This is a genomic window from Sphingobium sp. TKS (assembly GCF_001563265.1).
GTDB lineage: Bacteria > Pseudomonadota > Alphaproteobacteria > Sphingomonadales > Sphingomonadaceae > Sphingobium.
The window spans coordinates 3612912-3624378 of the sequence record NZ_CP005083.1; the positions used below are offsets into that span (position 1 = coordinate 3612912).

Consider the following 11467-nt stretch of genomic DNA (forward strand, 5'->3'; position numbering starts at 1 on the left):
ACAAGCGTGGACGACAAGAAGAATATCATTCTGGCGGTGCTGCTGACCGCGGCGATCCTGTTCGGCTGGCCCTATGTCACCAAACATTTCTTCCCCGCCGCCAATCCGCCCGCGACCAAGGTCGAAAGCGGCAAGACCACGCCGCTGACGCCCTCCGGTTCCACTCCGGCGGCCGAAGGCTCCGCCGCGGTCCGCGATCTGGCGCTGGTGTTGAAGGACAGCCCGCGTATCCCGATCCGCACGCCCAAGATCACCGGCTCGATCAACCTCAAGGGCGCGCGCATCGATGACATCGTGCTGCCGACCTACAAGGAAACCATCGCCAAGGATTCGCCCGCGATCCGCCTCTACAGCCCGAGTGGCACGAAGGACGCCTATTTCGCAGGCTTCGGCTGGCAGGGCGAAGGGGTAAAGACGCCCGATGGCAGCAGCGTCTGGACCGCGCAGAGCCAGGAACTGACCCCGACCAGCCCCGTCACGCTGACGTGGAACAATGGCGCGGGCCAGACCTTCGAGATTCGCTATGCGATCGACGAAAATTACATGATCACCGCGCAGCAGAAGGTGTCGAACAGCAGCGCCGGCGCGGTGGGCGTAAAAAGCTATGGCTATGTCAGCCGGGCGCATCCTTCGGTCGATCCCGACACCTGGACGATTCACGTCGGCCCGATGGGCGTGTTCAACGGCGCGGCCAATTATGACGTGAATTACAAGGATCTGGCCAAAGGACCGGCGAGCCAGAGCTTCCAGTCGACTGGCGGCTGGATCGGCTTTACCGACAAATATTGGCTGTCCGCGCTGGTGCCTGATCAGAAGGCCGCCTTCTCCGGCCAGATGCGCAAGGGTGCGGGGACTCAGTTCCAGACCGACGTGTCGCTGGCCCCCGTGATGCTCGCGCCCGGCAAGGCGGTGACGCAGACCAACCGGCTGTTCGTCGGCGCCAAGGAAGTGAAGACGTTGCAAGCCTATGAGCGGGCGGGCGTGCCGCTGTTCGACCGGGCGATCGATTGGGGCTGGTTCTACTGGTTCGAACAGCCGATCTTCGCGTTGCTGCACTGGCTGTTCACGGTCATCGGCAATTTCGGCGTGGCGATCATCTGCCTGACCTTCGTGGTGCGCGGCCTGATGTTCCCCGTCGCCCAGCGCCAGTTCGCCAGCATGGCGGCGATGCGCGCCGTGCAGCCCAAGATGAAGGCGCTGCAGGAAAAGCATAAGGACGACAAGCAGAAGCTCCAGCAGGAGATGATGGAGCTGTACAAGCGCGAGAAGGTGAACCCGCTCGCCGGCTGCCTGCCGATCTTCATCCAGATTCCGATCTTCTTCGCGCTGTACAAGGTGTTGCAGCTCACCATCGAAATGCGGCACCAGCCCTTTGTCCTGTGGATCAAGGATCTCTCCGCGCCCGATCCGTTGCACATCGTCAATCTCTTCGGTCTGCTGCCGTTCACGCCGCCCGCTTTCCTCGGCATCGGCCTGCTGGCGCTGCTGCTCGGCATCAGCATGTACTTCCAGTTCAAGTTGAACCCGGCCCAGATGGACCCGATGCAGCAGCAGGTGTTCGCGATCATGCCGTGGATGATGATGTTCATCATGGCGCCCTTCGCGGCGGGCCTGCTGGTTTACTGGATCACCAACAACTGCCTGTCGATGTTGCAGCAGTGGTTCCTCTACAAGCGCCACCCGCAGCTCAGCGCAGCGACCGCGAAATAAGGCTGCAATCTCAGTGACCTCCGAATTGACCGAACAGGAACAGGCCGATCTGATCGAGGAAGCGCGCAAGGTCTTTGCCGGACCGATCGCCTTCCTCAAATCCGCGCCCGACCTCAAATTCCTGCCCGACATGGCGGTGAATGAGGTCGCGTTCGCGGGCCGGTCCAATGTCGGCAAATCCTCGCTGTTGAATGCGCTGACCAATCGCAACGGGCTGGCGCGGACTTCCAACACGCCGGGGCGGACGCAGGAGCTCAATTTCTTCGACGTGGGCGATCCGCTGCGGTTCCGGCTGGTCGACATGCCAGGCTATGGTTATGCGAAGGCGCCCAAGGACATGGTCCGCAAGTGGCGCTTCCTGGTGAACGACTATCTGCGCGGGCGGGCGAAGCTCAAGCGCACGCTGGTACTCATCGACAGCCGCCATGGGATCAAGGATGCCGATACCGACATTCTCGACATGCTGGATGCGGCGGCGGTCAGCTATCGCATCGTGCTGACCAAGGCGGACAAGGTGAAGGCCAGCCATCTGGCCGAAATCTCCCAGGCTGTCGCGGAAGCCATTCGCAAGCGGCCTGCCGCCCATCCCGACATCATCGCCACATCAAGCGACAAGGGCATGGGAATAGCGGAACTGCGCGCGGCTGTGCTGGAAAGCGTGATGCAAGGATAAGCCGCCATGACCGACGACGATTACATCTATGACGAAGCCAGCGGGGAATGGATCAGCGCGGCCGAGGCAAGTTCCAAGGCCAGCGCCGCCGACAGCATCGAGGTTCGTGATGCGGTCGGCAATCTGCTGGCCGATGGCGATCAGGTGACGCTGATCAAGGATCTGGCCGTCAAGGGCGCGGGACAGACGCTCAAGCGCGGGACGCTCATCAAGTCGATCCGTCTGACCGGCGATCCCCAGGAAATCGACTGCCGCTATGACGGCATCAAGGGGCTGGTGTTGCGCGCAGAATTTGTGCGCAAACGCTGACTCACATCAAAACAGGCTATATTGCCCGCTGCCGTTCAATCCCCAGGTCGCCAGCGTTTCATGATGGGTACGGCCGACATGGCTGCACACCAGCATGAACTGGTCGACATGCCAACTGAACCCGTCAACGGGGCGCACCTCTGATCGGCCGTTTCGGTAGAACAGCGTCTGGTGCGGGCTGAAGCTCCAGCCGGGCCGCAGCATCACCCCTGCCTCTTTCATGCCGGCCACGATCTGCCTTTGCAGCGCATTCAGCAGCGGCATGGCGTGCGATGGGCGCAGAGCCGCCGAGCGATTGCCGATGCTGAGCTGGTCCAGCCGCAGGTCGAAGGGTTCGGCCATCACGCCTGTCCCGGCGCGTATCAGCGCCTTGATGACCGCATTGGGATAGTCGACATAATCGCTGCTGATCGCCAGCGTCACATGTTGATGATCCACGGCAATGCGCCGGGCGCCCTGGGCGATGGTTTCAGCGAAATGGTCTGTTTGGCGCGCGATCAGCGGGCTGGGCTTCAACGCGAAGAAGAGACGGAAGAGGGTCTGGGTGGACCGGCTTTCCATGGCATTTTCTCCATGCGACTCGATACTATTTGTTCATGATATGTTCTTTTTTCCCGCAAGGCGAATCTGCGGGAGCCGCCCATGATTTCATGCGTTTGCGCAAAATGGGACAAGGAGAGTGGATGATGATGCAGTTGACGCTCGCCAGCCTGGCGGAGAAGATGAAGGATATTGATTTCGCGATGCTGTCGACCCACGCGGACGACGGCCAGATCGGCGCCCGGCCGATGAGCAACAATCGGGATGTCGCCTATGGCGGCGACAGCTATTATTTCACCACGGAAGACACGCTGATGGTCAAGGATATCGAGCGCGATCCACGCGTCGGCCTGTCCTTTCAGGGGCGAACGGGGTTGCTCAAGCAGAACCCGCTGTTCATCGCCGTGGAGGGCCGCGCCGACCTGATCCGCGACCGCGATGCGTTCGAAGCGCATTGGAACAGCGATCTGCAAGGTTGGTTCGAGGAAGGACCGGACACGCCGGGCCTGGTGATGATAAGGGTCCATGCCGAACGCGCCCATGTCTGGGACGGCGAGAATGAGGCTGAAATGGAGCTTGGATGACATTCGACCGCAAGGTGCCGGAAAGGCGGGGAAGACGGATCGGGCGGATCGTTCTGGCGGCGGCTTACGGATTGGCCGGGGTAGCGCATCTGGCCCGGCCCGGCGGCTTCGTGGCGATCACGCCTGAATGGGTGCCAGCGCCGGAGATGGTGGTGGCGCTGACCGGCGCGGCGGAGATTGCCGGGGCGGCCGGGTTGATGATCCCGGCGCTGCGCAAGCCGGCAGGGATTGGACTGGCTCTATATGCGCTGTGCGTCTGGCCGGCGAATTTCCACCATGCGCTGGACGATATTGCCTTGAGCGGAGTGCATTTGAGCTGGTGGTATCATGGGCCGCGGTTGGCGGTGCAGCCGGTGATCATCTGGTGGGCGCTTTGGGCGAGCGGGGTGGTGAATTGGCCATTCAGGGGTGATTGGAGACATTAAGCTCCTCGCCCGAAGGGAAGGCGCGGTGCAAGAGACGATTGTCTTTGCAAGGCGCGGCTTTACTGTGGCGGCCTTCGGACGAACAGGCGGCCAGAGAGAGTGATGACCCGGCATATTCCATGGATAATGATCGCGATCGTCGGTGCGGTGGCGCTGTCGGTCGTTGCCGTGTCACGCGGCGAAGCGGTCAATGCGCTGTGGATCGTGGTGGCGGCGGTCAGCAGCTTCCTCGTCGCCTATCGCTATTATGCGCTCTATATCGCGCAGAATGTGATGCGGCTGGACCCATCGCGGCCCACGCCCGCGATCCGGCGGGCCGATGGGCTGGACTATGTCGCGACGGATCGGACGGTGCTGTTCGGGCATCATTTCGCGGCGATTGCCGGCGCTGGGCCTCTGGTGGGACCAGTGTTGGCGGCGCAGATGGGCTATCTGCCCGGCACGCTCTGGATCATCGTAGGCGTGGTACTGGCGGGCGCGGTGCAGGACTTCATGATCCTCTTCATCTCCATGCGACGCGACGGCAAGTCGCTGGGCGAGCTGATCCGCATGGAAATGGGGCAGGTCGCGGGCGCCATCGCCCTGTTCGGCGCCTTCATGATCATGGTCATCATCCTCGCCGTGCTGGCGCTGATCGTGGTCAAGGCGCTGGCGGAGAGTCCCTGGGGCATGTTCACCGTGGCGGCTACCGTGCCGCTCGCCATGTTCATGGGCGCCTATACGCGCTGGATAAGGCCGGGGCGGATCGGGGAAGTCTCGCTGCTGGGACTGGTCGGGCTGCTGGCGGCGATCGTCTATGGCCAGAGCATAGCGCAATCGCCGGTCTGGGCTCCGGTGTTCACCTTCACGCCGGTGCAGCTCTGCTGGATCTTGATCGGCTATGGCGCGGTGGCTTCGGTGCTGCCGGTGTGGCTGTTGCTGGCGCCGCGGGATTATCTGTCGACCTTCCTTAAGATCGGGGCGATCGCGGCATTGGCGATTGGGATCGTCATCATGGCGCCGCCGCTGAAAATGCACGCCGTCACCCAGTTCGTGAACGGCAATGGGCCGGTCTGGGCGGGCGGGCTGTTCCCCTTCCTGTTCATCACCATCGCCTGCGGGGCGGTGTCGGGGTTCCATGCGCTGATCGCCAGCGGCACCACGCCCAAGCTGATCGCCAGCGAGGCGCATGCGCCGATGATCGGCTATGGCGCGATGCTGATGGAGGCTTTCGTGGCGATCATGGCGCTGGTCGGCGCGTCGATCCTCGATCCGGGCATCTACTTCACGATGAACAGCCCGGCAGCAGTGATCGGCAAGGATGCCGCCAGCGCGGCGGCGGCGGTGACGGCAATGGGTTTCCCGATCTCGCCCGACCTGATCCTCCAGACCGCGAAGGATGTGGGCGAGCACAGCATCATATCCCGCGCGGGCGGCGCGCCGACCTTGGCGGTGGCCATGGCGGAGATATTCTCCCATGTCGTGGGCGGGCCAGCGATGAAGGCATTCTGGTATCATTTCGCGATATTGTTCGAGGCGCTGTTCATCCTGACCGCCGTGGACGCGGGCACCCGCGCCGGACGCTTCATGCTGCAGGATCTGATCGCGCTGCTGGTGCCGGGGTTCAAGGAAACGAAGAGCATGGCGCCAGGGATCGTCGCGACGGCGCTGACCGTCGCGGCCTGGGGCTTCTTTCTCTATCAAGGCGTGACCGATCCGTTGGGCGGGGTGAACACGCTCTGGCCGGTGTTCGGCATCTCCAACCAGATGCTGGCGGCGATCGCGCTGATGCTGGGGACGGCGGTGCTGTTCCGGATGAAGCGGGATCGGTTCGCCTGGGTGACATTGGTGCCGACGGCCTGGTTGTTGATCTGCACCCTGTCGGCGGGGTTCCTGAAGCTATTCTCGGCCGATACCAAGCTGGGGTTCCTGGCACATGCGGCCAGATTCAGCGCGGCGGCGGACGAGGGTCAGGTGCTGGCGCCGGCCAAGTCGATGGCGGAGATGCGGCAGATCATCTTCAACGACCGGGTCGACGCCGGGCTGGTGGCGATCTTCCTGTTCGTGGTGCTGGCCGTGCTGTTCTTCACCATCCGAACCTGTCTGGCGGCGCGGAAGGTGACGGCGCCCACTGCTCGGGAAATTCCGGCGCGACTGGTGCCGGCGGAATGAGCGTCTTTCTCCTCCGACTGCGGCAGATGGCGCGCATGATGGTTGGAGTGCCGGATTATGACGTCTATTTGCGGCATATGCAGGAGCATCATCCCGAGCATGATCCGATGGATCGAACCGCCTTTTTCCGGGAGCGGCAGGAGGCGCGCTATGGGGGAAAGAATGGGGGGAAGTGCTGTTAGGGCCAATCGACATTCAGCCCTGACGGCCTGCAAATGGCGGTTTTCCGTGCTTCCGGTGCTCACGTACTTTTAGTACGCTGCGTTGAAGCGAGGCACGTGACTCGCTTCAAGGGTCACGAAAAACCGCCATTTTCGGCACGTCATCATCTGAATGTCGATTGACCCTAGGACACGGCGTCCTTTCCCCTCCCCGCCCGCTTCGCGATAGGATGGATTTTCAGCGCGTGACGTTGAAGCCCGCGATCATGCCGGCGGCGATCGACAGCGCGATTTCGGCGGCGCCGATCGCGCCTATGTCGAGGCCAGCGGGACCATCTATGCGCGCCAGATCCTCCGGCGAAAAGCCCATTGCGGTCAACCGTTCCAGCCGCGCCGCATGGCTTTTGCGCGATCCCAGCGCGGCAATATAGCCCGTCGGCGCGCGTAACGCGGCGGCCAGCGCCGGATCGTCGATCTTGATGTCATGGCTGAGCGTCACCACCGCCGTCGATTCGCCGGGAAAGCGGGCGGCGACCGCTTCATCGGGCCAGCGATCGTCCAGTTCGACGCCGGGAAAACGCTCCTCCGTCAGGAAGCGGCCGCGTGGATCGATGACAACCGGCGTGACGCCGATCGCCTGCGCCAACGCGCTCAGCGACTGGGCGATCTGCACCGCACCCACGATCAGCACCCGGCGCGGCGGATCGTAGCGGTTGTGGAACCGCCCCTCGATCGCGCCTTCCCGCGTCAGGCCGGTTGCCAGGTCGGTCGACAGGGTCAGCGCCCTGCCCTTCTCGCTTGCCGTGTCGATCCGATCGAACAGCGCCGGATCGAAGCCATCCGGCCCGACCGGCTGGACCAGCACGCTGATCTCCCCGCCGCAGGGCAAGCCGACGACCCAGGCGTCTCCATCGGCCACGCCATAAATTTCCAGATGGGCCGGACGCCCGGCGATCACCTCGGCAGCGCGCTGGAGCACGTCGGTTTCGACGCATCCCCCGGATATGCTGCCTTCGAATCGGCCATCCTCGTGCACGACCATATGGCTGCCACGCGGCCGGGGCGCCGATCCCCAGGTCGACACCACCGTAGCCAGCGCCAATCGCGCGCCGCGCCATTCCCTGGCCTTGCGGATGACCGCGCCATTGTCGTTCAAAATCTCGCCTCCTAAACCAGCCGTCTTCCGGTCCATACCACCCGTCCCACGATCACGACCAGCGCCGGATCGATGTCGATCCAGTCGGGATAATGGGGATTATCGCTAAGGACAGAGAAAAAGCCCCGGCGCGGTCCCATGGCAACCCGCTTCACCATCAACACCCCGTCCAGCCTCAACACATAGACGCCATCGCGCAGCCGCGCCGCGTCGTCATCATGATCGACCATGATCTCGTCGCCGTCGCTCAGCGTCGGCGCCATGGATTCGCCGTCGACGCGGATGATCGATATTTTTTGCGGCCGCACGCCCAGATGGCGCAGCCAGTTGGCGTCGAACGCCATCACGCCGGTCGTCCGCTCATCTTCGTCCAGCGATCCCGGCCCGGCGGACGCACCCAGGGACAGGCGCGGCACGGTAACGACCGAAGGCAAGGACCGTACCTTGACCGGCGATGTCCCCCGCACGGTCGATCCGCCCAGCATCTCCTCCGCCACGCCGAAATAGCGGGCCAGGATGCGCCGGTCCTCCTCGTCCAGCTTGCGGGGCGTGCCGCGCTTGATGAACTGCTGGATATAGGCGGGATTGCGGTTGAGCAGGCGCGAGAGATCGGAATAGCTGTCCCCCCGCTCGGCAATCAGCCGTTCCAGCACGATGCGTGGATCTTCTCCGTTACCGACCATATTTCATCCATAATGATAGGAATTTTCCTAGACAAGTAGGAAATAGGGCAACAAGAAAATGACTTCCGGATTCGCAGGGGGCGAATCGAATCGACAGAGGAGAAACAGGACGATGCTGTTGCGTGCCGTCGAAAAATTTCTGCGAGAAAATGCTATCCCGGCGACCAGATTTGGCCGCGAGAGCGTTCGCGACCCACGGCTGGTCTTCGACCTGCGCAAGGGGCGCGAACCGGGCGACAGAATGAGGAGACGCGTAGAACATTTCATGAACACATATCGCAGGAGCGTCAGCCAATGACAAGCATCGACATGAACGCCGCCAAGGCAAATCTGGTCCGAAATGGGGAGCCGACGGCGAAGGCGCGCGATCCCCTCCCCCGGCTTCTGGCGCAATTGCTGGAGCGGGCGGGGGGGGCCGTCACGGTGGAACGCGCCGCCAGCCGCCCCTGGGCCAGCGCGCTGTTTCAGGGACGGCGCCACGTCATCGCGCTGACCCTTACCGGAGTGGATGCGGCAGAACGATGCGCGGCCTTTGCCGAAGGGATCGAGGAAGCGGAATGGAGCCTGGCCGGCCATTTCGTCGCGGACATCAGCATCGACGACCGCCATCCGGTGCCGGGCGGCGAATGGATCGAGCTGTCGGCGCTCACCATCGAGGATTGGTGATCATCTTGATCGGAGCGCGCATGGCCGCACGCTCCCGGCCATCAATTCAACGCGCGCGGCCAGCCATGTTGCGCAAATTCCCCAAGGCGGCGCGCAGGGCTTCGTCGACGCCCTGTTCGACATGGTCGCGCACGGGCACGGCGGCCTCGACGGGCATGTCGGCCAGCACCGAGGCGGGGCGTCCCATGCGCTTGCGCTGGGCGAGGCCGCGTTCCAGCCGATGGGTCAGTTCCGCCAGGGAAAGATGCGCTACGGGGGTGTGAGCGCGAGCGTTAGTGGTCTGGGGCTGCGCGGGCTCCGCGATCTCCTCATAATCGGCGTCGACGGTTTCCGGGGAAAAAGCGCGCTGAAGGCGGGCGAAAGCGCTCTCTTCCGTCATCTCCTCGGGCATGCTGGGGATGGAAAGGCCGGCGGCGGGCGCGACATCGTCCGCAACCTCTGCCTCGACCTCGTCACGTCCCGGCGCGGTCCGGGCGAAAATATCCAGCCCGCCAAAGTCACGGCTGGCGAAGATCGGCGCACGTGCGGGCGCATCGGGATGGGCGTCGGCGCGGCGCAACGCCGGTCCCGACTTGCTCCGGTCACGCGACAGCCAGCTCAGCTTGGACAATGCAAAACCCATCTTGCTCACTCCTGCGGCGCCGTTCCCGCGCCCTTGCTTGTCATGCGTCAGCAGAGCGACGCGCTTTTCCCTTTTCCCCGCCCCGATCAGGCCCAACGCCATCACCGCGCCGAAACCCGCCAGCAGCAGCCGGGCCGTCATCCCCAGCGGCGGCGCGGCGGCGGGGATGGCTTCGCTGAGTCCGCTCGACGCCACCACCGTCTCGACCAGCCCGACCGGCAGCGAGAACAGCAGCAGCCCGGCCCCCAGCGCGCCCAGCAGCGCCTTTGCCAGCCTACTCATTTTTCTCAGGCCGCCGCCCGCACCCTTTGAGGGCGCGCCAGCAATTGCCGATAGACAGGTTCGTAACGAAGAATGTTTGACGACCAGTTACGCTCGCGCTCCACAAAGGCGCGCGCCACTGTCCGGCGCTCGTCCCAGAAGCCGCGATCCGCGAACATTTCCGCCAGGGCGGCGGCGATGGCGGGCGGATCGTTGGGTGCGAACAGCGTGCCGGTAACGCCATGCTCGATCAGTTCGCGATGGCCGCCGACGCTGGACGCGGCGACCAGCCGGCCCTGCGCCATGGCTTCGAGCGGCTTCAAAGGCGTCACCAGATCGGTAAGCCGCATCGCCTTGCGCGGGTAAGCCAGGATGTCGACCTGCGCATAATAATGCTCGACCTCATCATGCGGCACGCGGCCGACGAAGACGATATGGTCGGCAAAGGGCGAGGCCATGGCCTGATCCCGCAGCGCCTGTTCGCATGGGCCGCCGCCTACCAGCAGCAGCTTCGCCTTCGGGCGGGCGCGCACCAGTTTCGGCAAGGCGGCGATCAGGTCGTCCAGCCCTTCATAATCGTAGAAGCTGCCGATGAAGCCGACGACGTCGGCGCCCTCCAGCCCCAATGCCTTCGTCAGCGCGGGGTCGCGGGGGACGGGCGTGCCGAACTGCTCCATGTCGACGCCGTTGGGCGAGACGATGATCTTGTCCGCATCGATCCCCCGCGCAACCAGATCGCCGCGCAGCCCTTCGCAGATCACCGCGACCGCATCGGCGGCGCGCACCGCATGGGTTTCGAGCTGGCGGGTCAGCCAATAGCGGGGGCTGCCCTCCGTCCCCGTACCGTTGCCGACCGCCGCATCTTCCCAGAAGGCGCGGATTTCGTAGATCATGGGGATCGCATGGCGCTTCGCCACCTTCTGCGCCGCCATGGCGTTCAACACCGGCGAATGGGCGTGGATGATGTCGGGCCGCCACTGGCGCACCAGCGTTTCGATGGCTTCGGCGTGGGCGGAAATATCGCGCCATTCGCGCAGCAGCGGATTGCCGCCGGTCGATTCGCCCGGCGTGCGATGGAAATGCAGGCCGTCGACGATTTCCTCCAGCGGCCCCGGCGCGGCGTGACGATGTCCGGTGATGCCGCGCACGTCCCAGCCCTTCGCCAGTTGCGCCCGCAGAATAGCGCGGGTGCGGAAGGTATATCCGCTATGCATCGGCAGGCTGTGATCCAGCACATGGAGAATCCGTGTCATGGCCCTGAGTCTTGCCGGAAAAGGTTTAACGGGCCGTCAACTCTGTTGGGTTAGAGGTGGGATGGTTCGGGGCAAGAGCGCGGTGTTCCTGCGAAGGCAGGAACCCAGTTCCCACGTCCGAGCTGGGCTCCTGCCTTCGCATGAGCACGTTGTAGATTATGGATAGACCGCGCACCCGCGATGATCGACGCCCTTTCCCTTCTCATCAGTCATGGCGTCATCATGCTGGCGGCCTGGCGCCTGCTGTCGCGGCCCGATCTCGACCGCGATCCG

14 protein-coding genes are annotated in these 11467 nt (G+C 63.9%); 9 read left to right on the forward strand and 5 right to left on the reverse strand.

Annotated elements, in window-relative coordinates; translation table 11 throughout:
• Positions 1–6 precede the first annotated feature (6 nt).
• Genes yidC through K426_RS17805 form a run of 3 tightly spaced genes read left to right on the forward strand, consistent with a single transcriptional unit; the run spans position 7 to position 2692 of the window.
• Positions 7–1710, forward strand: coding sequence for a membrane protein insertase YidC (yidC, locus tag K426_RS17795; protein WP_066559954.1), 1704 nt, complete (start codon positions 7–9; stop codon positions 1708–1710).
• A 25-nt stretch (positions 1711–1735) separates the two neighbouring features.
• Positions 1736–2383: a ribosome biogenesis GTP-binding protein YihA/YsxC gene (gene yihA, locus K426_RS17800; protein ID WP_066561960.1), complete on the forward strand. Its 648-nt coding sequence runs from the start codon at positions 1736–1738 to the stop codon at positions 2381–2383.
• Between the two features lie 6 nt (positions 2384–2389).
• Positions 2390–2692 (forward strand): alkylphosphonate utilization protein, encoded by a 303-nt coding sequence (locus tag K426_RS17805; RefSeq protein ID WP_066559956.1) that lies wholly within the window; start codon positions 2390–2392, stop codon positions 2690–2692.
• A 6-nt stretch (positions 2693–2698) separates the two neighbouring features.
• Here K426_RS17805 and K426_RS17810 read toward each other — a convergent pair whose 3' ends face one another.
• Positions 2699–3253, reverse strand: a complete 555-nt coding sequence (locus K426_RS17810) for a 2'-5' RNA ligase family protein (RefSeq protein ID WP_066559962.1) — start codon at positions 3251–3253, stop codon at positions 2699–2701.
• 125 nt (positions 3254–3378) lie between these two features.
• On the opposite strand from K426_RS17810, the gene K426_RS17815 reads away from it, so the two are divergent.
• The 4 genes from K426_RS17815 to K426_RS17830 all read left to right on the forward strand — a co-directional run bounded on the left by K426_RS17815 (position 3379) and on the right by K426_RS17830 (position 6574).
• The gene (locus K426_RS17815) at positions 3379–3816 is read left to right on the forward strand and encodes a pyridoxamine 5'-phosphate oxidase family protein (RefSeq protein ID WP_066561961.1); all 438 of its coding nucleotides are present in this window, start codon (positions 3379–3381) and stop codon (positions 3814–3816) included.
• Positions 3813–4241, forward strand: a complete 429-nt coding sequence (locus K426_RS17820; RefSeq protein ID WP_082748688.1) for a DoxX family protein — start codon at positions 3813–3815, stop codon at positions 4239–4241. Before K426_RS17815 ends, K426_RS17820 begins: the two co-directional genes overlap by 4 nt.
• 102 nt (positions 4242–4343) lie before the next feature.
• The gene (locus K426_RS17825) at positions 4344–6392 is read left to right on the forward strand and encodes a carbon starvation CstA family protein (protein WP_066559964.1); all 2049 of its coding nucleotides are present in this window, start codon (positions 4344–4346) and stop codon (positions 6390–6392) included.
• A complete protein-coding gene (locus K426_RS17830) occupies positions 6389–6574 on the forward strand; it encodes a YbdD/YjiX family protein (protein WP_066559966.1) in 186 nt (61 codons plus the stop codon). The genes K426_RS17825 and K426_RS17830 overlap by 4 nt, the downstream gene beginning before the upstream one ends.
• A 217-nt stretch (positions 6575–6791) precedes the next feature.
• Here K426_RS17830 and K426_RS17835 read toward each other — a convergent pair whose 3' ends face one another.
• Positions 6792–7709, reverse strand: coding sequence for an XdhC family protein (locus K426_RS17835; RefSeq protein WP_066561968.1), 918 nt, complete (start codon positions 7707–7709; stop codon positions 6792–6794).
• Between the two features lie 11 nt (positions 7710–7720).
• Positions 7721–8392 (reverse strand): S24 family peptidase, encoded by a 672-nt coding sequence (locus K426_RS17840; protein ID WP_066559968.1) that lies wholly within the window; start codon positions 8390–8392, stop codon positions 7721–7723.
• Between the two features lie 112 nt (positions 8393–8504).
• Here K426_RS17840 and K426_RS32580 point away from each other — a divergent pair, with 112 nt between their 5' ends.
• Positions 8505–8690, forward strand: a complete 186-nt coding sequence (locus tag K426_RS32580) for a hypothetical protein (RefSeq protein WP_082748690.1) — start codon at positions 8505–8507, stop codon at positions 8688–8690.
• Positions 8687–9058, forward strand: a complete 372-nt coding sequence (locus K426_RS17845; protein WP_066559970.1) for a hypothetical protein — start codon at positions 8687–8689, stop codon at positions 9056–9058. Before K426_RS32580 ends, K426_RS17845 begins: the two co-directional genes overlap by 4 nt.
• A gap of 46 nt (positions 9059–9104) precedes the next feature.
• On the opposite strand, the gene K426_RS17850 is transcribed toward K426_RS17845, so the two are convergent.
• Together K426_RS17850 and K426_RS17855 are read right to left on the reverse strand one after the other, a co-directional pair.
• Positions 9105–9962 (reverse strand): hypothetical protein, encoded by an 858-nt coding sequence (locus K426_RS17850; protein WP_066559971.1) that lies wholly within the window; start codon positions 9960–9962, stop codon positions 9105–9107.
• A 5-nt stretch (positions 9963–9967) separates the two neighbouring features.
• Positions 9968–11194 (reverse strand): TIGR04063 family PEP-CTERM/XrtA system glycosyltransferase, encoded by a 1227-nt coding sequence (locus K426_RS17855; RefSeq protein WP_066559972.1) that lies wholly within the window; start codon positions 11192–11194, stop codon positions 9968–9970.
• Positions 11195–11467 lie beyond the last annotated feature (273 nt).